Origin of the sequence: Pseudomonas sp. ICBG1301, from assembly GCF_016918385.1 — a bacterium.
Lineage (GTDB): Bacteria > Pseudomonadota > Gammaproteobacteria > Pseudomonadales > Pseudomonadaceae > Aquipseudomonas > Aquipseudomonas palleroniana.
This window is the reverse complement of the sequence record NZ_JAEKGB010000006.1, coordinates 164,351-187,537: the sequence shown is the minus strand read 5'-3', so window position 1 is coordinate 187,537 and position 23,187 is coordinate 164,351. Positions and strand designations below refer to the sequence as shown.

The window sequence follows — 23,187 nt, the reverse complement described above, 5'->3', positions numbered from 1 at the left end:
TTGCCAACCCGCGTTTCTGCGGGCTGCAGCCCGGTTTTACGGGCGCTAGCAGACAAGTCCCCTGCTGTCGAGATATGGCGCCGAGGGCCGTTTGCGTATACTGCGCCAATGTTCTCCCCAACTGCTTTGCGCCAGCGATGCGCCAAATGGCTCTTCGTCACCGGACTCTTCCTGCTGCTCAGCGCCTGTGTTGATAAACCCAGCACGCTCGAGCGAATCAAGGAGGATGGTGTGTTGCGGGTGGTTACCCGAAACAGCCCGGCGACTTATTTCCAGGATCGCAACGGTGAAACCGGTTTCGAGTACGAGCTGGTCAAGCGCTTTGCCGACGAACTGGGAGTGAAGCTGGAAATCGAGACCGCCGACAATCTCGACGACCTGTTCGGCCAGCTGGGCAAACCCAAGGGCCCGGTGCTCGCCGCCGCCGGCCTGGTCAGCAGTGAACAGCGCCAGCGACAGGTGCGGTTCTCCCATCCTTATCTCGAAGTGACCCCGCAGATCATCTACCGCAACGGCCAGTCGCGCCCGACCAACGCGGCGGACCTGGTCGGCAAGAAGATCATGGTGCTCAAGGGCAGCACCCACGCCGAACAACTGGCGGCGCTTAAAAAGCAAAATCCTGCAATCGAATACGAAGAATCCGACGCCGTTGAAGTGGTCGACCTGCTGCGCATGGTGGACGAGGGCCAGATCGACCTGACCCTCGTGGACTCCAACGAAGTGGCGATGAACCAGGTGTATTTCCCCAATGTGCGCGTGGCGTTTGACCTCGGCAACGCCAGCAACCAGAGCTGGGCAGTGGCGGCGGGTGATGACAACAGCCTGCTCAACGAGATCAACAGCTACCTGGACAAGGTCGAGAAGAACGGCACCCTGCAGCGCCTGAAAGACCGCTACTACGGGCATGTCGATGTGCTCGGCTATGTCGGCGCCTACACCTTCGCGCAACATCTGCAGCAGCGCCTGCCCAAGTACGAGAAACACTTTCGCACCTACGCCAAGGAAGAAAAAGTCGATTGGCGCCTGTTGGCGGCCATCGGCTATCAGGAATCCCTGTGGCAACCGGCCGTCACCTCCAAGACCGGCGTGCGCGGCCTGATGATGCTGACCCAGAACACCGCCCAGGCCATGGGCGTGTCCAACCGGCTGGACGCCAAGCAAAGCATCATGGGCGGTGCCAAGTACCTGGCGAGAATCAAGGATGAATTGGACGACAGCATCGCCGAGCCCGATCGCACCTGGTTCGCCCTCGCCGCCTACAACGTCGGCACAGGCCACCTGGAAGATGCGCGCACCCTGGCCAAGCGCGACGGCCTGAACCCGAACAAGTGGCTGGATGTGAAAAAGATGCTGCCGCGCCTCTCGCAGAAGCAGTGGTACAGCAAGACCCGCTACGGCTACGCCCGCGGCGGTGAGCCCGTGCATTTTGTGGCGAACATCCGCCGTTACTACGACATCCTGACCTGGGTAACCCAGCCGCAGCTGGAGGGCAACCAGGTGGTCGAGGGCAACCTGCACGTGCCGGGTATCGACAAAACCAAGCCGCCGGAAGACACCCCGCAGCTATAAGAACGTTGCAAACTGCCATGTGGGAGGGGGCTTGCTCCCGATGGCGGTGAATCAGCTTTGAATAGGCTGGCTGACACACCGCTATCGGGAGCAAGCCCCCTCCCACAGGTGGATCTTCACTTGGCTATAAGCCGGTGAGCAGATGCACCACCCCACCCGCCAACACCATCACGGCGGGCACACCCGCCGCCTTCAACCTCATCTCATCCAGGCGTCCCACATCCTGCAACTGTACCCGCACCCGCGTCAGCGCCACACGCTGCTGCGACTTGAGGTTATCGGCCCCACCCAATGCGCTCAGCACTTCGGCCGACAACAGACTCTGCGTCGGCGCAGTGGCCGTCTCGGCAACCAGATCCGGGGTCAGGGCTTTCCAGAACGCCCGCTGTACTTTCTCGAACATGCTCAGTGCTCCACAACAGGTGAGGTTTCAACGGTAGCCGCGTGGTACAGGCGCAGGGCTTCACGTACTTGGGCGGCTTCTTCCAGGCCCAGTACCTGGCGGGCGATGAGCTGGCAGTCAGCCAGGTCCAGGTCGCGCACAGTGGCCTTGATGGTCGGGATCAACGGCACGCTGACCGACAGCTCATCCACCCCCAGGCCAATCAACACCGGCACCGCCAGCGTCTCGGACGCCAACGCGCCGCACACCCCTACCCACTTGCCGTGGGCGTGGGCGGCCTTGACGGTGGTGGCGATCAAACGCAATACCGCTGGGTGAAAGCTGTCGGCCTGGCTGGCCAGGCGCGGGTGGTCACGGTCCATGGCCAGGGTGTATTGGGTCAAGTCGTTGGTGCCGATGGAGAAGAAATCCACATGCGGCGCAAACACATCAGCCATCAAGGCGGCAGACGGCACTTCGATCATGATGCCCAGCTTCGGCAGCTCGGTGAGCCCGAGCGCCAGCGCTTCTTCCTGAAGCATCGTGCGGGCCAGGTGCAACTCCGACAGCAGGCTGACCATCGGCAACATGATGTGCAGGCGTGCGAAACCGGCACTGGCAAGGATCGCGCGCAACTGTTCACGCAACAACTGCGGGCGCTCCAGGCACAGGCGAATACCGCGCAAGCCGAGAAAGGGGTTGGCCTCGCTGTCCATCGGTACATAGGCCAATGGTTTGTCGCCGCCCACATCCAGAGTGCGGACCACCAGATTGCGCTCGGTGCCCAAGGCACAGGCAATGGCGGCGTAGGTGCCGGCTTGTTCGTGCGGGCTAGGTGCACGGTTGCGGTCCAGGTACAGAAACTCCGAACGCAGCAGCCCGACGCCCTCACCACCGAGGGCCAGGGATTGTTCTACCTCCTGCAACGAGGCGACGTTAGCCGTGACTTCGACGTGATGGCCGTCGCGGGTAGTGGCCGGCAAAGCCGCCTGCGCCACGTCACGCTGACGCCTGAGCACTTGCTGCTGGCGCGCCGCTTCCAACTGTTCGATTTCAGCCAGGTTCGGCTCCAGGTGCAGTTCGCCCTGGTCGGCGTCGAGCAGCACCTGCTTGCCGTTGGCCAGCGCCAGTGCCTGCACCGGCACGCCGCAGATCGCCGGCAACCCCAACGCCCGCGCAAGAATTGCGACGTGGCTGGTCGCGCCACCGCCGACGGTGACAAAGCCGAGCACCTTGTGCGTGTCCAGGCTGGCGGTTTGCGAGGGGGTCAGTTGTTCGGCGATCAGGATCGTGCGCTCGGGTAAATCCCAGGCGCGGTCCTGAATGCCGAGGATCAACTTCAAGACGCGCTGGCCGACATCGGCCAGGTCAGCCGCACGCTCGGCGAGCAATGTACTGCCCAGGCCCTGGAATAATTTGCCGGTGGTCACCGTGGCACTGTGCCAGGCAAACGCAGCGCTCTTGCCTTGCGCCAGCAGGTCGTGGGCTTGTTCCAGCAAGCTCGGGTCTTCGAGCAACTCCTGGTGGGCGCGGAAAATCTCGGCCTGGGCACTGCCTGTCGCGTTGTCTTGCAACCTTTGCAGGGCGACGGTCGCCGCCAGCAGGCCACGGTCCAGGGCCGCGCGCTCGAGCGCTTCGCCAGCGCCGGCTTCGGTGATCGTCAGTTCAGGCTCGGCCACCTGCACCACCTGGCCAAACGCCGACCCTGGCGAGGCACAAACGCCGCGCAGCACTGTCGATGACGCCGCAGGCGCCGACGGCTCAGCCACCTCGACCGTCGCCACGCCCGCCTCACCACAGCCCTCATTCAACAACGTCACCAGCGCCTTGATCGCTGCCTCGGCATCTTCGCCAGCGGCGCTCACCTGCAAGGTATCGCCCTGTACGGTTTGCAGCGCCATGATCGCCACCAATGACTTGGCATTGGCGCTCTGGGTTTGCTTGTGCAAGTAAATGCTCGCCTTGAACCCTTTCGCCGCCTGGGCCAACACCGCCGCAGGGCGGGCGTGCAGGCCGTTGGCATTGGGCAAGGTCAACGGCTTGGAGAACAGCGCCTCGCCCTCCTCTTCAACCTCCTCATCAGCGGGTTGAGAGGCTGAAACCCGCAGCAGCGGCTGGCCCACCTCCACTCGCCCATTGGCCAGGAGCGTGAAGGGTTCGCCGCTGACCACCAACATCAGGGTCAGCAAACTACGCGCATTGAGCGCCAAGTAGTCGGCATCGAATTCGATCAGCGGCTGCCCCAGCAGCACCCGCTGGCCTTCCTGCACCAGTCGGGTGAAGCCCTGCCCCGCCAGGTTTACGGTATCCAGGCCGATATGCAGCAGCACCTGGACACCATTGTCGTCGGTCACGCTGACGGCATGCCCACTGTCCTGGATATTGCTGATCACCCCGGCCAACGGCGCGCAGAGGGTCTGCGAGGTCGGGTCGATGCACAGGCCGTCACCGATCAGGCGACTGGCAAACACCGGATCGGGCACCTGATCCAGCGCCAGCAGGACACCGGACAAGGGCGCCAGCAGTTCCAGGGGTTGAGTTGTGGTCATGACTTCACCTGCTGTCTTGTTCTTTAAAAATCATTGGGTGGGAGCTAATCCCATCAGTGACAGGAATCAAATGTGGGAGGGGGCTTGCCCCCTCTCACATGGGGCCACGCTATTTCCACCAGTATTCGACTTGCACACCCACATTCGAGCCATGCCGTGCCGTGCCGTAGGCGCCGGTGTCGGACAACGCCGAACCCGCCGCCAGTTCATTCGCCGCACGCTTGGCCGCCTCGTTCCAGCTTGCATAGGTGTAGTACAAGCGCACCTCCGGTCGCGCCCAGAAGTCCGGGCCTTTAGGCGACCAGGTCGGAGCAAACGTGAATTTGCTCAGTTTGCGCGTGCCACCACTGGCCTCGACCTGATCATGGCCAAGCTCGGTGACCAGTTTGAATTGTTCGCTGATCGCATACGCCGGGCGCACGCCGATGGACATCCAGGTCTGGTCCTGGCTGCCGGGACGGATGTCTTTCTGGTACACCGCTTCGACCTGCCCGCCGAAGCGCGGGGTCACCTGCCAGTCGAAAAACTCCACGGCACGGTAGCTCTTGCTGCTTTTGTCCAGCGCCGTATCGCCGGTATAACCGAGGCCGGTGCCGGGGCCTTCACCGTATTGCAGGGCGAATTTGTTCTTGCCACCCAGGAAAGGTTTTTGCACATGCTGCGCCGTGATCGCCCATCCGCTGTGAGCGTCGCGGCCGCCCGCTTTGTCGATGTAGCTCAAGCCGAACTCCAGCTCACCGCCCGGGTTGGTCTTGAAGCCCGCCACGTTGAAGTCGTGACGGGTGGCGTATTCCTTCTGGTACAGATTGTCCTTGCGGGAAATCGCGTAGCTGTATTTGAGGTCGCCGATCAATACGTCCTCGACGCCACCGCCCGTAGCGCTCTGGTTCCAGTAGTAGAAATCGGAGATATGGATATCGTTACGCTTGTAGTAACGCCGCCCCGCCCACAGCGAACCGCCATTGAGGCTGGGCAGCTTGGACCACTGCGCATACATCTGCGGCATACGTGCCGAGCCGTTATCCTCGCCCTGGAACTTCAGGGCACGGTCGTACCGGTTGTAGAGGGACGCCATGGCATCGACGCTCAACACCGAACCGTCATCCAGGGTGAGCAGGTCCTGGCGCAATTCCAACTCGGCGTACTGCTCACATTCATTGCCCAAACGATATTTCGTTTGCGCCCCCGGCAATTGAAAGCACTGCTGTTTACCACTGCCGGTCGAAGTGCCCGCGCCGCTGCGCAGGTAGCCAGCGAACTCCAGGGCCTGAGCGGCAAAGGGGGCAGTGAGACACGACGCAATAAGGCCCAGCTTGATTGTTGTTTTCATGAAGCACTCCACTTTTTTATTATGTTTTTTGAAGCGCCCCTGCACTCCCATACAGGGGTTCCAGCCGGTCTCAATCCTTGAGGTGCAGCACGAACGATTCATAGGGGCGTAACACCACCCGGTTCGAACGACGCGGGCAGTCGGGGTAGTTGCTGATCAGCAGGCGTTGCTCAGTCGCCGCGGTGATGAGCGTTTCCGGCAACTGGATTTCGCAGCGCTCGCCGTAGAAGTTGTTGAGCACCAGCAAGCGCTCGCCATGGCCTTCGCGCACATAGGCCCAGACTTGCGGATGGTCTTGCAGCAGTTGGCGGTAAACGCCTTGCTGAATCAGCGGCTCGTGGCGCCGCAGAGCGATCAGCGCACGGTAGTGATGCAGCACCGAATCCGGATCATCCAGCTGGTTGGCAACGTTGATGTGCGCCGCGTTGGCCGGAATGCCGATCCACGGTTCACCCGTGCTGAAACCGGCATTCGCTTCGTTGCTCCACTGCATCGGCGTGCGGCTGTTGTCGCGGGACTTCTGCATGATCGCCGCCATGCTCGAAGCCTCGGACTCTCCGGCATCGCGCTTGAGACGGAAGATGTTCAGGGTCTCCACATCGCGGTACTGCGAGATGTTGTCGAAACCCGGATTAGTCATGCCGAGTTCTTCACCCTGGTACACAAACGGCGTGCCCTGCAGAAAGTGCAACGCAGTACCGAGCATCTTGGCCGAGACCACGCGGTGCTCGCCGTCATCTCCAAAGCGCGAGACCACACGGGGCTGGTCGTGGTTACACCAGAACAATGCGTTCCAGCCACCACCGGCCTGCATGCCCAGTTGCCAGTCGGAAAAGATCTGCTTGAGTTGCAGGAAATCGAAGTCGGCCTTCACCCACTTCTGCAAGTTCGGATAATCGACTTTCAGGTGATGAAAGTTGAAGGTCATCGACAGCTCTTTCGACTCCGGCCGTGAGTAGCGCACGCAGTGCTCCAGGCTGGTGGAGGACATCTCGCCGACATTGATCAGGTCGTGCCCTTCGAAGACTTCGCGGTGCATTTCCTGCAGGTATTCGTGCACGTTCGGGCCGTCGGTGTAGAAGCGCCGGCCATCGCTGTTGTCTTCGGGAAAATCGGCAGGCTTGGAGATCAGGTTGATCACGTCCAGGCGGAAACCGCCCACGCCCTTGTCGCGCCAGAAGCGCATCAACTTGAACACCTCGGCGCGCACCTGGGGGTTATCCCAATTGAGATCGGCCTGGGTGTGGTCGAACAGGTGCAGGAAGTATTGCCCGGTTTGCGCTTCGTATTCCCAGGCCGAGCCGCCGAACTTGGACTCCCAGTTGTTCGGCTGGTCGCGCCAGATGTAGAAGTCGCGGTACGGATTGTCGAGGCTGCTGCGCGCTTGCTGGAACCACTCATGTTCGATGGAGGTGTGGTTGACCACAATATCCAGCATCAGCTTGATGCCGCGCTTGGCCGCTTCGCTGATCAGCAGGTCGCAGTCGGCCATGGTGCCGTAGCTGGGGTCGATGGCGTAGTAGTCGCTGATGTCGTAGCCGTTGTCGCGTTGCGGCGAACGCAGGAACGGAGTGATCCACAGGCAATCCACGCCCAGCCATTGGAGGTAGTCGAGTTTGTCCACGATGCCCAGCAGGTCACCGGTGGCGTTACCCGCGTGGCTGTGGAAGCTTTTGGGGTAGACCTGGTAGATCACCGAGTGTTGCCAGTCTTGCATGGTGGGTTCCTTCAGTTGATTGGGGGACTGGCCTCTCGGGCCTCATCGGGGGCAAACCCCCTCCCACACTTGAATGCATTCACACATCAAACAGTGGGAGGGGGCTTGCTCCCGATAGCGGTTGATCAGGCGACGCGATACCCGGGCCGAACAATCTTCATGCTCAACGCACAGGTCAAAACAAACGGCACCACGATCGCGACGACCATCCCAATCACAAACATCGGAATGGCGCTCGGTACGATCGAGATAAAACCAGGCAGTCCCCCTACCCCAATGGCCGACGCCTGCACCTTGTTCAGCGAAAGGAAAATGCTGCCCAGCGCCGAGCCCACCAGAGCGGCATAGAACGGAAACTTGAAGCGCAGGTTGACCCCGAACATCGCCGGCTCGGTGATGCCGAAGTACGCGGAGATCGCCGAGGTCGACGCCATGCTTTTGTCCCGCGCATTGCGGGTGGTGTAGAACACCGCGAGTGCGGCGCTGCCCTGGGCCAGGTTGGACATGACGATCATCGGCCAGATAAAGGTGCCGCCCTGGGTAGAGATCAGTTGCAAGTCCACGGCGAGAAACATGTGGTGCATGCCGGTGATGACCAACGGCGCATACAACAGGCCGAAAATCGCCCCGCCGATCATCGGTGCCAGATCAAACAGCGTCACCACGCCTTCAGTGATCAGGATGCCCAGGTGACGGGTCACCGGGCCGATGATCGCCAGCGCCAGCACACCGGTCACGACGATGGTGGTGATCGGCACCACGAGCAGTTGAATCGCATTCGGCACCCGCGCCCGCAGCCATTTCTCGATGACGCTCATCACATATGCCGCCATCAGGATCGGCAGGATCTGCCCCTGGTAGCCCACCTTCTCAATCTTGAACCAGCCGAAAATATCGAAGTACGGCAGGCTCTGGCCGTCGAGCCCGGCCACTGCCTTGCCGTAGTTCCAGGCATTGAGCAGGTCCGGGTGTACCAGCATCAGGCCGAGCACGATGCCGAGGATTTCACTGCCGCCAAAGCGCTTGGCCGCTGACCAGCCCACCAGCGCCGGCAGGAACACGAACGAGGTGTTGGCCATCAGGTTGATCAGGCTCCACAAGCCATCCAGGTTCGGATAGGCCTCCAGCAGCGTCTTGCCCTCGATGAACATGCCCTTGGCGCCCATCAGGTTGTTCACGCCCATCAACAGGCCGGCGATGATCAACGCGGGCAGGATCGGCATGAACACGTCGGAGAACACCCGCACCAGGCGCTGCATGGCGTTGGTCTTGTCGGCGCCCTTCTTCTTCACGTCGGCGATGGTGGCGGCCGCAAGACCGGTCTGCTCGCGCAAGGCGGCGTAGACCTTTTCCACTTCACCGGGGCCGATCACCACCTGGAACAGACCGCCGGTGAAGAACGAGCCCTTGACCAGATCGACCTGGTTCAACGCGCTGCTCTTGACCAGGCTTGGGTCCTTGAGCGCCAGGCGCAGGCGGGTCACGCAGTGGGCAGCTTGCTCAAGGTTTTCGCTGCCCCCGAGGTTTTCGAGAATCTCGCGGGCAATCGTCGAATAGTCGTGGCTCATGCTTGGTTTCCACTTTGATTTTTTTATTGGAGGGCAGTCATTGGCAGCACGCCGAGGGCAAAAGTACTCGTCTGTACGAGTTAAAGCAACAACTCGTACAGACGAGTTACAAATTGTTTACTTTTCCGAACCTTGAGTCAGACATTTCAGCTCTTACGCCGGCCTGCAATGGACAAACCCCACCTCTGCCACTAAGGTTCCTGCCTGAACGCGCAGTCACCTTCATCAGTCGGGCACAGAGCCATCTCCATGAGCAAATACAACCAGATCTATACGGATCTGCTTGCCAGCATCACCACTGAACGCCTGCAACGCGGCACGCGCCTTCCCTCCGAAACCGAATTGATGGACAGCTACCAGGCCAGCCGAGGCACCGTGCGCCGGGCCATCGAGCAGTTGCAGGAACGTGGTTTTGCACAAAAGATCCACGGCAAGGGCACCTTCGTGCTGTCGCCCAACCCGATCGAGTTCCAACTGGGCGGTATCGTCAGCTTCCACGAAACCCACGCCGACCTGGGCGATGACGTACGCACCGAAGTCGTCGAGTTCACCCAGCTCCCATTGGAAGGCACACTGCTGCAACACATCGAAGCAGAGCCCGGCACCCTGATCACCCGCATCAAACGGGTACGGCGCATCGGCGGCAAACGCGTGATCCTGGACATCAACCACTTCGTCGCGGACGTGATCCCGGGGCTGGATCGCGACATTGCCGAACAATCGATCTACGCGTTTATCGAACAGACCCTGCAGTTGCAGATTGCCTACGCCCAACGCACCATCGAAGCCCTGCCGCGCGGCAAAGACGACCAGACCCACCTCGACCTCGAAGGCCAGAGCCATGTGATCGTGGTGAGTAACCAGACGTTTTTGCAGGACGGGCGGCAGTTCGAGTACACCGAGTCGCGGCATACGTTGGATAAGTTTTATTTTTCGGATATTGCACGTCGATAAGCCGGAAACAAACATGAAAATCCCAGGCAAATGGCATAGACAATACCCCCATGCACTCATCGAGCAGCAAGCCATCGGCGAGTCGCGGGCAGACGTCTTTCGCCTGCGCCAGGATGGCCGCACGGATCTGTTCCTGAAATCAGAGCGGATCGATGAACACAGCGAGCTGGCAGACGAAGTCGAACGGCTTCGTTGGCTGCGGCAAATGGATCTGCCTGCACCTGTGGTCCTGGATGAAGTGCAAGACGACCATCGCCATTGGCTGCTGATGACCGCCGTGCCGGGACAGGACCTGGCCAGTGCCACCGGGCTTTCTGCCGCGCAGGTCATCAACATACTGGCGACGGCGCTGCGGACTTTGCATCAAGTCCCCGTCGCGCTTTGCCCCTTCGACCATTCAGTTGAGCAACGTATCACACGCGCCCAGAAGCATGTCAGTGCCGGGCTCGTGGACGAGGCGGACTTCGACGATGAGCGACTGGGACGAAGTGCAGAGGACGTGTTTGCCGAACTGCTGTCGACTCGGCCAAAGATCCAAGATCAGGTTGTCACCCATGGCGATGCCTGCCTACCGAACTTCATGACGGCAGACGCTCGCTTCAGCGGCTTCATCGACTGCGGCCGCCTGGGAATCAGTGACCGTTATCAAGACCTGGCCCTGGCAGCGCGAAGTATTGAACGCAACCTGGGGCAGGCATGGGTGAAAGCCTTTTTTGAGCTTTATGGTGTTGAACCCGATGAACAGCGCATGAAGTTCTATTGTTTGCTGGACGAGTTTTTCTGACCTCGCCTGCCACCTGAAACACAAAACCCCGGCATATGGCCGGGGTTTTGTTATTCAGCACTCACCTGCTATTGCAGGATCACTCCCACTCTATTATCAATAGAGCGCCGAAGCCCTTGGATCTAGGGCGCACAAAGGCGACAAGAATTTTAAAACCATGGAAAATACCATACTAATTAAAAATCAATCTTTATGGCCTGTGTCGTTATGAACCATCTTCAGCAAGGCGACGCCAGTGGAGAGTTGCCGCGTCAGCACGGCCAGTTCGCCAGCGCAGCCCTCACGACAGACTTCTGCATGCAATTCAATAGCGTATGCGGGATCAGCCCGGAAAACCTCGGCCATTGCTTCATCGTGACTACGATCTTTCATATCACCCCCAACAAGCAATGGTTTCGAGCTTCTATTGCATTTTTTGATCAAGCAAGACTTTTCGTCAGTAGAGCCTGAGGTGGCTGTGAGTGCGGCTAAAAGCCTGATCATGATTCAAAAAGCCCGGAAAAGATAAAAACTACTTTACTCACCACTGAACCCACCTTGCCCAACTCTACTTCGTACTCAGATCCTTCACCACTATTTAACGCAGTGAGCCACGATGCAGCTGCATTTCAATGCACTGCATCGCGAGGCATTAAATATCAGTCTCAGATCATTACCATTCTCTCATTTTCGGCGTTTATTTCTGGCGATTCTAGCCTTAGCTACAATTGCCAAAAGGGTCATGGCCGACTCGATCGAGGAAGTCGCATCGATCCGAATTTTAAAAATCTTACCTATTGTGTGGCTATCAAAATTTGATGAGATTATGATATCCGATTCGGCATCAAGATCATTTAAAAACATATCTTCGCACGGTTTTTCTTGTGCTGACTGAGTATTTCCAATTTCGAAATTTAACTCAGGTTGCTGAATATTAAATTGAGAGTCAGGCGCACTTCGGCTTGGTGGCATATAGGAAGGCGCGCTTGGCTTCGGAAGTTGATCTATGCCGACAACATCATTTATGAAAGCTTTTCTCTTAGCAAGAATTGTCTGGCCAAATGGCAGTGTGGACCATTGCCACACGTGATCCCCGAAACTGTATTCGTCACCATAAGTTTCCAGCGCACCAAGTCCGGCAATTGCGAGCCTATCTTCATATACGCGAATGGATGCACCTTGATTGACAGGAGGATTCCATCGCCCAATGTCAGGGTAAGAAAAGCTTGACTGAGGATTTCCGATGGCGATGTTAGCAAGACGTGTCGCGTCAGAGATAATGTAATCCGAATCTTGAATATTCCATATTGGGGAGCGACCTGCTATAGCCCCCAAAAGCGCTCCGGCCATAGTTGCAATAGTATCCGTGTCGCTCTCAAGCACATTGGCAGACAACACAAGCGCTTCCTCTATGGGTTCAGAGCGATACAGATAGCTCAGCACCGAAGCGGCTAGTGCTGTTTTAAACCCAGATCCACGGAAACGATCTGTCAAACACCCAATAGATGAAATTGCTGATTTATATGCAGCAACTGGATTATCGTTTATCGCCTCAGAGACTCGGCTAATATCATGCAGCGCCTCGCCACAAAACCTGGACATGGCTTCTTCTAGGGTATTTTTTGTTTCACGCTCCCAAGAAGCGAGCCAAAAATCTACTAGCTGGCTGTCCTCGCGGATTATCTTCGGTAACTCTAGAAATTGTTGAGCAATTTCTTTCCAACTGGAAGGGCCAGGAATAGAACCTTCTTGCAGCGTTTCCTTTAGGACAAGAGCATGAAATACAGCGCCGCAAAAACCATGAGGATGACCATGGGTTGTGATGGCATCTCTAAATACGTTCAAGAGCATCTCTTGATCATCACCTTTCGATGACCAGACGTGCGGCTGAATTCTCATCGCCGCTCCGTTACCACCACTTTGTATATAACTCTGTGCGCCTTTCACATAGAAATTTGAAAACCAATTAACGCCTCTACGTGAAAGATTGAGAGCTGCTGCTTTTGTGCCTAAACCTGCACCCAATGCGTAAGTAGGCCAAACAGGTAGTTCAATTTTTGCAAATGTCTCAACATCAAACACTCCATTTCCTCGAATGGAGCGTGATACTGCAAGGCGCAGCTGAGTGTCGTCAGAGTAGGTTCCCGCAGGCAGAGCGACTTTGGGACCATTACGACCAGCGATCAATCGCTGCCAGGCGACTGGTTGCTTCACCTCAGTTGACCCAGTCCGGTTCTTAACACCAGCAGGCCCATGCGAAAGCTCTGTAATCCAGCCTAGCGCGTCGCCAGCAGCAGCCCACAAGGCTGACTCAACAACGGTCTGTGTGAAGGCGTGAGACTGTCTGAGATCAGAAGCTTTGCTTGCGGATAGTGGATTGCTCAATTTTTCACTCCTTGGAACTTTTGGGGATTTATTTGGACATCGACATCAGTGTGCCCAAACTCCCCTAGCCAACCTATGACTGTATCATGGCAGGTTTCGTCTAATACGTATATACAGCGTAAATATCGAATTGGAAGTGCACGGGGATAGAGTACTTCCGCCTGCTCACATGTAGGAAGATGCTCAGCTCGTCTTAGGCGACACGCACTCCAACTTGGTGGTTTTCGCCTTATCACAGGTGCAAACAAACCATTAAACCCTTCCAGTCCTTTTTTTCTTATACAGTAATCGTAAGAATTATTAGTTGTAGCAAAATACACGCCATCGTCAGCCATTGCAGCGACATCAAAGGAAAGAATACCCCACCAAACATCCGCATTGAGATGCCAACCCTGAGAGACCTCAAAATATCTTCTATTAATCTCTGAAATTGATAGATTTACAAAATCAATCCAATGCTCGCTCTTATCAAAAAAATCGCTTTCTTCTGGGCGATTTGTTGAATTGCAATGCAGGATGTATTTGAGATTATCTTCTTGTCTTACACGATAACGAGAAAGCAGATAGCCAGAATCAAGCGTACCTACAATTCCTCGATTGGTTGTAAAATGAAGAAGCTCAACAATACCACGCCTCTTAATTTCTTCAATAAGCATTACACATCAACCTCAGCATAGGTGCCTACTTCAAAGAACTGGATCAGTCTCGACTCTTCTCCAGGCTTGTAACCAACGAAGACCGCTTTTCTCGCTCGGGCTACCGCAATAGCGAGCAAGCGACGCAGAACAAGAAGCTGGTCGCCTTTATCTTCCTCAGAAAACTCCGTATTTCTTTGATTGAAACCCAGGATAAAAACGTAGTCGAACTCTAGGCCTTTTGCTGAATGAAAAGAGCATGTGGCCACGTTTTCTTGACCTCGAGGCCATTCTCGCTCTCTGGTAATATTGGCATAAGGAATACGTGCACTATCTAAGGAAGCACGAATGGTATCAAACCATCCGCCACCTAGTGGTTTGAGAAATGCGACCGACTCCTCTTTGAGATTGATTTTACGGCAAATATAATCTATAGCCCAGTCTATTTGGCGCTGATATTTCCCTTTTAGTATGAGAGGTAGAGGCCCGTTCTCCGTTGCTGCATGCAGATTAGGCATGGCACCTTCCCCATCTACAGTTACTCCCGCAAGAATTCCAGCCGCGAAAGCAGCGATTTGTTGAGTATTACGATGATTGTTGCGAAGGTTGGTAATTCTCTCAGAGCGAACTTCATACCCTGCCTCTGCCCATGCCCAGCCCCTAGCATAAACACGCTGAACCGTATCAATCACAAATGTCACGGTGTGATCATCAGCCAAATGATGCTTTATTGCTCTAAGCTGAGTAGCTGAGAAATCCTGGGTCTCGTCGACAATTACAATGTCGTAGCCGATCGGGCTTATATTTCTTGCCATGAAGACTGCAAGTTGATTCCAGTCTATTATATTATTCTCCCGAAGCCATGCATGATAAGGCTCAATAACTTCATCAAGAATTTGTTGCCGCGTAGCTTTGGGGACTCGCGGCATCTGGCCTCGCCCAGTTCGGTCTGCATCTAGATAACTATTAAGCCGCTCCGGCTCAAAGCGACCTAGAATGTAATTGCATTCGTTAACGACATATTGAGGCGAAAGATTCTTAATCTGAGTTGCGAATGCATATAGAACCCCCTCAGCTTTTTTTTGGTCGCCTAGTTGATAGCCGAGTCTATTTAGAGCCCAGCGACTAAAAGTTTCTATTTCTAAGTCGATTTTGAATTTGGGGTCAGGTTGTTGGCGTGCTAGCTCTGAAACATATCCAGCAAGCGTCCGGTTGAACGTGAGAATCAAAATCTTTATAGGTCGATCCTCCTCCTGACGCACAAGTCGACCGTTGAACATGTGAGATAGCGATTTCAGTCTAAGGAGGGCGGTTGTAGTTTTTCCGCTTCCGGCTGCGCCGCAAATAACTTCTACGCCAAGCCTGTTCTGACTCACAAGAGCTCGTTGCTCCGGAGAGGGTCCGACCGGTGGGAGTGTTTTCATAGATGACATCCATTTCGTTAGAGCTAGGCATTCTGCCTGACCAATATCACTATGACATCAACCTTCCGTCGAACCGGTCCTTGCTACGGAACTCACTCCCGTTGCCTTTCTCATACCGCCACACCGCTGTGACACGGGATCTGTGAAGCGCCTCTCGTTGCTTGGTGCAATGCGGTATTTCCTCCCGAAAATGATGGGGCTCGTTTTGTCGCGCATAGTCGTACGTCGCGCGCATGACTCACACGACCGGGATAAAACCCTTTCGATCGTTCGAAGAACCTGTATCTCCCGCGAACCAGTAATATGTCAGGTCATTTGCCACCGTGGCAGGCGGCTCTTTATTCTCAACAATTATGACCTGGACACCGGGATCAATTGCCGTAAGCGAACGCCAGAAAGCGGACTCCATACCTGCATCGATTGGCCCATCTTTGGCGCCTCCGGGTTTTCCTTTTTTATAGCTCGTCAGAGGTGAGTCAATAACGACGACACCCGGATGAGGCAAATCGTTGATCTTGCAGAAGCGGAGCAGTCCGATGGTGAACGCGGTATGCAGAACCGCTCGTACACCTTTACCGTGGGATTGCCGAGACTGGCCGTCTACGATGATATCGAACTCTTTCTGATCAAACTCGACGCGTCCCTCGCCCCTCCATTCCCATTCTGAGAGCACTGCTTCGATTTCTTTGCACAGGCCTCGTAAAGCTGTAGCCGGGAGTTCTTCCCAAGTACTTTTGCCCGGCTTATCGCCAAACATACGTTCAATTTTATCTTTCATCAGCCGCAGCGTGTCCGCTTGATCCTCATCAGCTTTTTGCCTTTCAAGCTCTATCCGGCGGGCCACTAAACTTTCAAGGCGTTCCGCCGTCTCTCGAAGAACTGGAGAAATAACCTCCACAGTCCTCTGATCGGTTTGCACCAGCGCATCGTTGGATGAGATCACTTCAGAAATTCTTGTGTTACGGATACTCTCAAGACTCTTGATAGCCAAAGCGAGATCGCCACGCTGACCAAGGATTTTGGATGCTTCTGCTCTTGCAGACTCATAGATCTTTTTCACGGACTCGTGAGTAGTATGAGCGTGATCGTTTGTCATCGGCTGTTCGCACAATGGACAAGTCACCTCTTGTAGACCATCGAAGAAATGAGCACCTTCTGTGACGAAATCGAGGCGTTGTAGATCGGAGTCATATCGCTTTTCAAGTAAATGATACCGCGCCAAGAGCTCGTCAGCAGCCACCACCTGAGATTGTGCCCGGTGTAGCGCTCGAGTTGATTCTGTCCGCTCAGCCTGCAGCTTGGCGCGCTCGCCGGTTGTTTCGGACAGAGAGGAGGAAAGCTTGGCAATCGCCAGTTCGACCTTTTCGATGGTGTCTTCGTCTGCAGTCGGGTTCTGTCGGATCCTGTGTTCTATTGGCTCAAGGAGCCCGGTGATTAGGCCAAGCTGCGCAGTAAGTCGCGCTCGGGCGATCTCGGACTTTTCGGCGGCGATGACGCCTGTGTCGTCTTTACCTGTGAGCATATGGGCAAACATGCGCTTGCGCGAGGTAACATCAAAGCCGCCTTGTCCTAAAACCGGTGACGCTTCATCGATAATAGCGATCTCATCAACAAGAAAGACGGGGAGATATTGCCTGATGGTTAGGCGCTGCACCTCCCCTCGATCATTTTTGCGGAGAACAGCCTCGCTCAAGCCCGCAAATTGGAACAATACCTCGGTAACATCTCGGGCCTTACTTGTGCCTTTCCGTTTTGGTTTTAGAGGTTTCCCAGCCGCTTGGATATTCTCGACAGGACAGGCATGTGATGCAAGGTCACCACCAGACAAATGGCGCTCCAGCGTCAGAAAGTCTCCTTCTTTATTTTCAAACTGAACAAATAACTTTGAATAAGGATCCGCTGCGGGAATGCGCTTCTTCATCTCATCGGCGCCGAAAATATAGTCAAGGCATCTAAGCAAATAGCTCTTACCGGTATCGGACTCACCGGCTACAATGTTTCCGCCAGGAAAAAAAGTAATTGAGGCATCCTGAACACCTTCTCCTCTTAGAACGATTTTGCGAAGCTGTAACATGCTCAGAGCTCCAATTCGTTCAGGGCGGACATTCGGTCGAACTCGCCACCCCAGCGGCCAACATTTTCATTCATATATTTTTCAAGCTCGCCGTCTGAATACATTCCAAAATGCTCAATAACCCAGCTAGAGCGCTCACGCAACGCCAACGCGTACGACGTTTTCATCAGTGCTAGAAAAGCCGACGTCAGCGTCGTGGCACGGTATAGGATACCTGTAGCATCAAAGGTTTTAAGGAGTAGCTCTCGAGAGCACATTTGATTAAGTCCAGCATGCACAAGATCTCTTTTTACGAGGAACTCGCTACCTCGAAAAGGAACTGCGGGGTGAAGGCTTTCCGGACCACCGACAACATCACCAGAGTGCACTAGCAAGTAGTCGTAGGAAATCAAACGTTGAAGGTCTGTGTCTTGCCCAGTGCTAGCTTCTAGCAAAAACAACATACGCAGGCCACACTCGAGCGGGCTATTGAATGGGCGAACCAGTATCAACTCCGACTTATAAGTCATGATGAGCACCATTCCACGCGACCATCGTTTGCCATTTGATGGCACATTCCCTCACGATCATTTGGTACAACATGTGGCTTCAATACATGATCGCTGAGTTGAAGAGACTGCGCGCCCTTCACTGTGTCCACCACGCGGTCGAGGCCGACACGGCCTTCGTCAGAATAGTAATGATAAAGACCGTCGCAGAATTCGCCGAGTAGCGTGTCAAAGTAGGACATATCGGCCATTTGATCGCGAGCAAGTTCCTTTAAGCCTTCGGCCGAATAGAAAGCCATTCTGGAGCGTTCAAAGAGAGCGGATAGCTTTGCGTCATGATTGAAGTGGACAGTACTGGTCACTTCAATTCCAAGTTTCTGACTTATTGCCTTGTACAGTTGTGCAATGTAAACCGCTTCAAGAGGAGCCACTGACGACGGCGGCTTTTGTGGTAAAGGTCGATCGATTAAAGGAGCTCCGAATACGGCGAGATGATAACGTGTCTGTGCATGCTCTGATATGAGATCAAGCGGCTGCTTTGCGCGAAAAATGCTGAAATCAAACGATTCAATATGCGCTTTGAGCATTGGAGTGAGCTCGACTTTCTTCTTTGTAGTTATCTTATTCCGGCAATGCTTATCCCAATTCGTGAGAAGGCCTGCTCTTAATTTTTCGGGATAGTCAAAAAGATCCTGCAAAGATGACGTCACACCTTTGTGCGTAACAAACCAATACTCCGCCGGTGAAGAGTAGTCATCGACGTACGTGTAGTATAGAACCTTCCCAATTTCCTCGTAAGCAGAGCTTGCCCCTAGCGCGGTGGCGTAATGTTTACATTGATACAGATGCCAACGGCGTGGAACTGCGCTCGGTGGATCGAACCAAACGATGACATCTCGCCCTTTATCACCGGCGCCTCCGCGAAGCTGGACTTCGTACACACCCGGCACTCTTGCCTTTAGGTAGTCGTTCCCCCATTCGAGTACGAAGCGCTCGAATTGGCTATCATCGAAGCTTGCTAGTCGATCAAGCTTGGAAACAGGCAGACCTGCGCCGAGACCTAGAAGCCGGGCATTTGCTCCTGGCCACGGTGTTGGACTAGGAAGGGCGGTCCCCTGGGCACTTGTAGGCACGGTCGTTGTACTCTCGCTCACACTCACCTCCCTGGCGAACAACCTATCCCCTAGATTGTAGGCATGTCCTTATCAACGAATTAGTCAAGGTTTGACTCCGTATGAGCGTAACAACGCAATACAACTGGCTTTTGCGCGCTGGTGCTCTTTAGCCCAACCACGTAACTACGAGCAGTACTTCGTCGTTGGTCGGATAGTAGCGCCCCATATGGCATCAGGCTACTGTGACACGTAAGGTCCGGTGCTGCCTTAGAAATTACGCTTTTCGAACGTGTCAGATGCAGACTGAACTGCTTCACACTACGGGCGAAGGTCTGTCGGCAATTTCTCGACCAAGAGCATATCGGATCGCTACAGATCTAAGCAAAAATGGGCTCACGCTCACTTATGAATTTTGACGATCAATGCCATTTTTTCTCGAACTGTGACCTGTAGTTCCCGGAAATCGACCATCAATGCATCCACATCAATGGCGCTAGCCCCTTCTCCTCGCTTCTCTGCCAGCCAGAGTTTCAGCAGGCCAGCCACCCTCCCAAGATCACCATTGACCTTGGCCAAGTCAGCGACTGCGACCAGATCAACAACCGACCGGATCGGAGTGTTCAAACCAAGGGCGCGCAGATAGCCCGACCGGGACATTCCAGCTTCTCTGGCCTGATCCGTGATCACCGCCTTTTCCTCGTCAGTGACCCAAACCTCGATTGGCTTGCCGCGTCGGCGAGCCGTTGTTTTTTCTTCGGTGCCACCTGTCATGGGTGCTCCTGCCGTTGCTGTGTTTTTGCTCTTAGACGCGGCAGCGACTGCATGCCTCGCAGAGCAAGATACGTTGAGCCGAAGGCGAATAAGGGTAGGTGTTGGGAGGGTGCGGGCTTGCCCGTACCCGTACAACACACATCTTGCCGTCCGATTCGACGCAAATACATGCGTATCTTTGCTAACGGTTCACACCTAGCATACCTACGCATACCTACGCATCTATAGGCTAGATTACGCATGGCAAATAGACAATTTTTTGCGCATACTTGCGTAACTATGCTTAAGCGGAGGTTCGGTGATGAAGACACCAAAAGAAGGGCTTACTGGCGCGGGGCGGGTGGCGTTTTTAGCGCGCCTCGATGAATTTCGGGGTCTCATTCAAGCCGGTTGGCCGGTGACGGTCGTTTATGAGAACCACGGCGGAGATAACACGGGGCTGAGCTATAGCCAGTTCGCTCGATACGTAGGAAAGTACATCCGCAAGCCGACCAAACGTGGCGCCCAGCAGCCCACAATTCCTGACGAAATAACAATTCCGGTAGCGTCGGTGCCAGAACAAATGCAGTCCGCCCTACCAACGGTACCAGCCCCTATGTCGAAGCCCCGACCTGGGTTCCGGCATGACCCAAGCAGCGGAAACAACCGTGATGATCTTATATAGCCTTCTAAGGGTTTAACCTTTGCGGATTGAACAAATAATCGCCACGAATTGATTTTCCCTATGTCAACCTAATTAGCCAATCATTCCATCGATGCAACCGGCATGTCCGGGCACGATCAGGCACTGACCAAAGTGACTGATAGAGGCCGGGAAATGCACCAAAAAATCATAACGTCCATTATCGCCAAAACCCCGCTGGCAGCAATTCCCCTGCGCGAAACGACCGCTTCTCCTGCTCGGAAACTCCGTCGACAGGCGGACTATGGTGCCAAAATTGCCGTAGCCGTCTTTTTCGGATTGGCTATGTACATCGCCCCACCCCCGGCTTACGCCATCTATTGCTCGAACTGCTCGACGTTCTATCAGCAGATGTTCGAGTACGTCGAGGCCGTTAATACCGCCTTGAACACCGCCGAGACATTACAGACGCAAATTCAGCAGTATCAGAACATGGTCACTCAAGGCACCGGCTTGCCCAGCTCAATGTTCAGCAGCGTCGCGGCCGATCTCAAAAAAGTGGCCAACATCTACACCCGCTCGCAGTCTCTAGGCCGCCAGATCCAGAACATGGACTCGCAGTTCAATACGGCTTTTCCCGGCTTTCAATCCTATCTGAATCAAGCTGCAAACTCGGCAGAAGTACCGGCGGGTGAGCGCTATCAGAAGTGGTCAGAGCAAAACCGCGACAGCATGAAAATGGCGCTTCAGGCGGCGAACCTCAACACCAGCACTTTCGAGTCTGAGGATACCCAGCTCGATCACATGGTGGCTCGTTCACAGTCGGCCGTGGGCAGGATGCAAGCCATTCAGGCAGGCAACGAGATAGCCTCTCAGAACGTTCAGCAGTTGCAAAAGCTGCGCGATCTACTGGCCACCCAAATAACCATGCAAGGCAACTATATGGCTCAGCAGGGCGACCGGAAGGCTGCTAGCGAAGCCGCCGAGCAAAAGTTTGAGGCCCGTAAAAATAACTGGGGGCCTTCCGAGGATTTCTAACCATGTTCATATCTAAAAATCTGATCGTTGGGTTATGCATCGCCTCTGCTCTTGGTGGCTCTGCTCTATCTGGATTCATTGTTTCTATCCGCACCGATTGCGTAGCTGTTGAGCGGTCGATGCTATCAGACACGGATAAGAACTTTGAAGCACGAAAAAACAACTGGGGCCCGTCTGAGGATTTCTAACTATGCAACGCTCAGCATTTGTAGCACTGGTTAGTGCAACACTCTTGCTTTCGGCCGGTAGCGCGATGGCAGCAGGAGATGTAACTCAAAGCAATGAAATGAACGGGCTTTTGCGGATGCTCTATCAAGCCGCAAGTGAATGGTCACCACGGCTACAGGGTTATGCACTCAATTTACTGGCATCTCTCGCTCTCATCCAATTGGTTTGGACGTTCATGCCTTTAGTGATGAGACAAGCTGACTTAGGCGAAATTGTCGGCGAGCTGATCCGCTTCTTCATGACCATTGGCTTTTTCTACGCAGTCATTGAACATTCCGTGCCATGGGCGACAGCCGTAGTGGACAGTTTCCGAGAAGCTGCGGGCACGGCTAGCGGTTTGGGCCGTGCGCTTCAGCCCGGTGATATGTTCGCGGTGGCTGTCAACTTCTCACGCACCATCGTGGAAGGCATTTCACTTTTTTCTCCGGGTAAAGCAATTCTTATCGCGCTTGTTGGCTGCTTGGTTTTACTGTGCTTCGCCTTTATCGCGGCATTTATGTTTGTGACGCTTGTAGAGTCGTACGTCATCATTAATGCCTCCGTACTGTTCTTCGGTTTCGGTGGTTCGCAATGGACACGCGATTTTGCAATTGCACCACTCCGCTTTGTTGTTGCAGTAGGTGCCAAGCTGTTCGTCTTAACCTTGATCGTAGGAATTATTGTCACGTCGGCTAAGTCCTGGTTAGCGGCTTATACCAATGACGAAGCATCTCTGATGACATTGGCAGGTTTGGCTTTGGTATGCGCCTACCTGACCAAGACTATTCCCGAACTGATTGGCGGGATGATCAGCGGCACGTCAATGGGTGGAGGTTCGGCCATCGGTGGAATGGCAGCGGCTGGCGCTGCCGGTGCTGCTGCCGCAGTCGCCACCATCGCCACGGCCGGTGCCGCTGCGCCCGCCGCCGCTGGTGCGCTTGGCGCTGCCGGTGGTGGTGCAAGTGCCGCAGGGGCGGCTGGTAGCGGAGGATTGGCTGGCTCTATTAACTCCAGCTTTGCCGGTGCGGCAAACTCCGGCATCGGTGCAGCGGCTTCAATGGGCAACGCCGCGTCCTCTGGAGTGGGTGCCAGCACTGGTGGCGGTGCAGCCATCAAAGTCTCTACATCAGCAGGGTCGAGCGTAGGTGGCAGTGCCGCTAAAGCGACGCCCAGCCCAGCCCAACCACCTAACAGCGGCGTGCAGCAGGCCGCCAAGCAGGCTGGAAAGATAGTGCAAGACAACGACGACAAAGACAAACAACAAGAGACATCAAAAATGGGGAGTGAAGTGTCGGGAAATTCCCTTTCTCAAGCGGCGAATGGAGGTGCGAAGGTGCTCGGGGTGATGGCTTCAATGGCTGTACCGGGCATGGAGAATGCGCACGGCTTATCCCTTGGTGCTGGATCAACCCCACCTTCAAATAGCGAGGCCAATTCGGCCGCTCCAAACAGCGGCGGAGAGTTAGCCGCTAATTCCGAGCAGGGGGATTCCAACGTGATCCGTCCAGCCTCAGACGCAAGCCCTACTAATGGTCGCCTAGCCTCGCTGAGTGTGCCGGGTATGGCCTCCAACAACGAAAAAACGGAGAAATAATC

At 55.2% G+C, this 23,187-nt stretch carries 18 protein-coding genes; 5 read left to right on the top strand and 13 right to left on the bottom strand.

All coding sequences use genetic code 11. The annotated features are described in order from the left end of the window. The first annotated feature begins 108 nt into the window (after nucleotides 1–108). Entirely contained in the window at nucleotides 109–1,569 is a 1,461-nt protein-coding gene (gene mltF, locus JBE38_RS16185; RefSeq protein WP_060754293.1) for a membrane-bound lytic murein transglycosylase MltF, read from the top strand. Nucleotides 1,570–1,693: 124 nt separating this feature from the next. Here the strand turns inward: mltF and JBE38_RS16180 are convergent, their stop codons facing one another. The 5 genes from JBE38_RS16180 to treP form a co-directional block, all read right to left on the bottom strand. Beyond that, nucleotides 1,694–1,972 carry a PTS transporter subunit EIIB gene (locus tag JBE38_RS16180; protein WP_060754294.1) on the bottom strand — a complete coding sequence of 93 codons (279 nt, stop codon included), beginning with the start codon at nucleotides 1,970–1,972 and terminating at the stop codon, nucleotides 1,694–1,696. 2 nt (nucleotides 1,973–1,974) lie between these two features. After that, the gene (gene ptsP / locus JBE38_RS16175) at nucleotides 1,975–4,500 is read right to left on the bottom strand and encodes a phosphoenolpyruvate--protein phosphotransferase (RefSeq protein ID WP_205344673.1); all 2,526 of its coding nucleotides are present in this window, start codon (nucleotides 4,498–4,500) and stop codon (nucleotides 1,975–1,977) included. A gap of 109 nt (nucleotides 4,501–4,609) precedes the next feature. Then, complete coding sequence (locus JBE38_RS16170; protein WP_090372312.1) at nucleotides 4,610–5,830, bottom strand: maltoporin; 1,221 nt, start codon at nucleotides 5,828–5,830, stop codon at nucleotides 4,610–4,612. A 70-nt stretch (nucleotides 5,831–5,900) separates the two neighbouring features. Further along, entirely contained in the window at nucleotides 5,901–7,547 is a 1,647-nt protein-coding gene (gene treC / locus JBE38_RS16165) for an alpha,alpha-phosphotrehalase (RefSeq protein ID WP_090368741.1), read from the bottom strand. A gap of 125 nt (nucleotides 7,548–7,672) precedes the next feature. Continuing rightward, nucleotides 7,673–9,115 carry a PTS system trehalose-specific EIIBC component gene (gene treP, locus JBE38_RS16160; protein WP_104994736.1) on the bottom strand — a complete coding sequence of 481 codons (1,443 nt, stop codon included), beginning with the start codon at nucleotides 9,113–9,115 and terminating at the stop codon, nucleotides 7,673–7,675. Between the two features lie 249 nt (nucleotides 9,116–9,364). Here treP and treR point away from each other — a divergent pair, with 249 nt between their 5' ends. Together treR and JBE38_RS16150 are read left to right on the top strand one after the other, a co-directional pair. Then, the gene (treR, locus tag JBE38_RS16155; RefSeq protein WP_205344672.1) at nucleotides 9,365–10,069 is read left to right on the top strand and encodes a trehalose operon repressor; all 705 of its coding nucleotides are present in this window, start codon (nucleotides 9,365–9,367) and stop codon (nucleotides 10,067–10,069) included. 13 nt (nucleotides 10,070–10,082) lie between these two features. Beyond that, the gene (locus JBE38_RS16150; RefSeq protein ID WP_205344671.1) at nucleotides 10,083–10,853 is read left to right on the top strand and encodes an APH(3')-II family aminoglycoside O-phosphotransferase; all 771 of its coding nucleotides are present in this window, start codon (nucleotides 10,083–10,085) and stop codon (nucleotides 10,851–10,853) included. A 183-nt stretch (nucleotides 10,854–11,036) separates the two neighbouring features. Here the strand turns inward: JBE38_RS16150 and JBE38_RS16145 are convergent, their stop codons facing one another. The 8 genes from JBE38_RS16145 to JBE38_RS16110 all read right to left on the bottom strand — a co-directional run bounded on the left by JBE38_RS16145 (nucleotide 11,037) and on the right by JBE38_RS16110 (nucleotide 19,724). Then, a complete protein-coding gene (locus tag JBE38_RS16145) occupies nucleotides 11,037–11,225 on the bottom strand; it encodes a hypothetical protein (protein WP_205344670.1) in 189 nt (62 codons plus the stop codon). 291 nt (nucleotides 11,226–11,516) lie between these two features. Then, on the bottom strand, nucleotides 11,517–13,217 hold the full coding sequence (locus tag JBE38_RS16140; protein WP_205344669.1) for an ADP-ribosylglycohydrolase family protein: 1,701 nt from the start codon (nucleotides 13,215–13,217) through the stop codon (nucleotides 11,517–11,519). Further along, nucleotides 13,214–13,873, bottom strand: a complete 660-nt coding sequence (locus JBE38_RS16135; RefSeq protein WP_205344668.1) for a DarT ssDNA thymidine ADP-ribosyltransferase family protein — start codon at nucleotides 13,871–13,873, stop codon at nucleotides 13,214–13,216. Before JBE38_RS16135 ends, JBE38_RS16140 begins: the two co-directional genes overlap by 4 nt. Continuing rightward, nucleotides 13,873–15,276, bottom strand: coding sequence for a UvrD-helicase domain-containing protein (locus tag JBE38_RS16130; RefSeq protein WP_205344667.1), 1,404 nt, complete (start codon nucleotides 15,274–15,276; stop codon nucleotides 13,873–13,875). Before JBE38_RS16130 ends, JBE38_RS16135 begins: the two co-directional genes overlap by 1 nt. Before the next feature lie 238 nt (nucleotides 15,277–15,514). After that, nucleotides 15,515–17,350 (bottom strand): hypothetical protein, encoded by a 1,836-nt coding sequence (locus JBE38_RS16125; protein WP_205344666.1) that lies wholly within the window; start codon nucleotides 17,348–17,350, stop codon nucleotides 15,515–15,517. A 2-nt stretch (nucleotides 17,351–17,352) separates the two neighbouring features. Then, nucleotides 17,353–17,859: an ABC-three component system middle component 2 gene (locus JBE38_RS16120; protein WP_205344665.1), complete on the bottom strand. Its 507-nt coding sequence runs from the start codon at nucleotides 17,857–17,859 to the stop codon at nucleotides 17,353–17,355. Then, nucleotides 17,856–18,992 (bottom strand): ABC-three component system protein, encoded by a 1,137-nt coding sequence (locus tag JBE38_RS16115; protein WP_205344664.1) that lies wholly within the window; start codon nucleotides 18,990–18,992, stop codon nucleotides 17,856–17,858. Before JBE38_RS16115 ends, JBE38_RS16120 begins: the two co-directional genes overlap by 4 nt. A 360-nt stretch (nucleotides 18,993–19,352) precedes the next feature. Further along, complete coding sequence (locus JBE38_RS16110) at nucleotides 19,353–19,724, bottom strand: plasmid mobilization protein (RefSeq protein ID WP_205344663.1); 372 nt, start codon at nucleotides 19,722–19,724, stop codon at nucleotides 19,353–19,355. 766 nt (nucleotides 19,725–20,490) lie between these two features. On the opposite strand from JBE38_RS16110, the gene trbJ reads away from it, so the two are divergent. Further along, nucleotides 20,491–21,384 (top strand): P-type conjugative transfer protein TrbJ, encoded by an 894-nt coding sequence (trbJ, locus tag JBE38_RS16105; RefSeq protein ID WP_240202527.1) that lies wholly within the window; start codon nucleotides 20,491–20,493, stop codon nucleotides 21,382–21,384. 190 nt (nucleotides 21,385–21,574) lie between these two features. Further along, complete coding sequence (trbL, locus tag JBE38_RS16100; RefSeq protein WP_205344662.1) at nucleotides 21,575–23,185, top strand: P-type conjugative transfer protein TrbL; 1,611 nt, start codon at nucleotides 21,575–21,577, stop codon at nucleotides 23,183–23,185. Nucleotides 23,186–23,187 lie beyond the last annotated feature (2 nt).

Coding starts and splice junctions, on each gene's coding strand:
- treP (WP_104994736.1), bottom strand. CDS start 9,115: ATGAGCCACGACTATTCGACGATTGCCCGCGAGATTCTCGAAAACCTC.
- JBE38_RS16125 (WP_205344666.1), bottom strand. CDS start 17,350: ATGTTACAGCTTCGCAAAATCGTTCTAAGAGGAGAAGGTGTTCAGGAT.
- treR (WP_205344672.1), top strand. CDS start 9,365: ATGAGCAAATACAACCAGATCTATACGGATCTGCTTGCCAGCATCACC.
- trbJ (WP_240202527.1), top strand. CDS start 20,491: ATGTCCGGGCACGATCAGGCACTGACCAAAGTGACTGATAGAGGCCGG.
- JBE38_RS16180 (WP_060754294.1), bottom strand. CDS start 1,972: ATGTTCGAGAAAGTACAGCGGGCGTTCTGGAAAGCCCTGACCCCGGAT.
- JBE38_RS16150 (WP_205344671.1), top strand. CDS start 10,083: ATGAAAATCCCAGGCAAATGGCATAGACAATACCCCCATGCACTCATC.
- JBE38_RS16130 (WP_205344667.1), bottom strand. CDS start 15,276: ATGAAAACACTCCCACCGGTCGGACCCTCTCCGGAGCAACGAGCTCTT.
- JBE38_RS16145 (WP_205344670.1), bottom strand. CDS start 11,225: ATGAAAGATCGTAGTCACGATGAAGCAATGGCCGAGGTTTTCCGGGCT.
- treC (WP_090368741.1), bottom strand. CDS start 7,547: ATGCAAGACTGGCAACACTCGGTGATCTACCAGGTCTACCCCAAAAGC.
- mltF (WP_060754293.1), top strand. CDS start 109: ATGTTCTCCCCAACTGCTTTGCGCCAGCGATGCGCCAAATGGCTCTTC.
- trbL (WP_205344662.1), top strand. CDS start 21,575: ATGCAACGCTCAGCATTTGTAGCACTGGTTAGTGCAACACTCTTGCTT.
- ptsP (WP_205344673.1), bottom strand. CDS start 4,500: ATGACCACAACTCAACCCCTGGAACTGCTGGCGCCCTTGTCCGGTGTC.
- JBE38_RS16120 (WP_205344665.1), bottom strand. CDS start 17,859: ATGACTTATAAGTCGGAGTTGATACTGGTTCGCCCATTCAATAGCCCG.
- JBE38_RS16135 (WP_205344668.1), bottom strand. CDS start 13,873: ATGCTTATTGAAGAAATTAAGAGGCGTGGTATTGTTGAGCTTCTTCAT.
- JBE38_RS16170 (WP_090372312.1), bottom strand. CDS start 5,830: ATGAAAACAACAATCAAGCTGGGCCTTATTGCGTCGTGTCTCACTGCC.
- JBE38_RS16110 (WP_205344663.1), bottom strand. CDS start 19,724: ATGACAGGTGGCACCGAAGAAAAAACAACGGCTCGCCGACGCGGCAAG.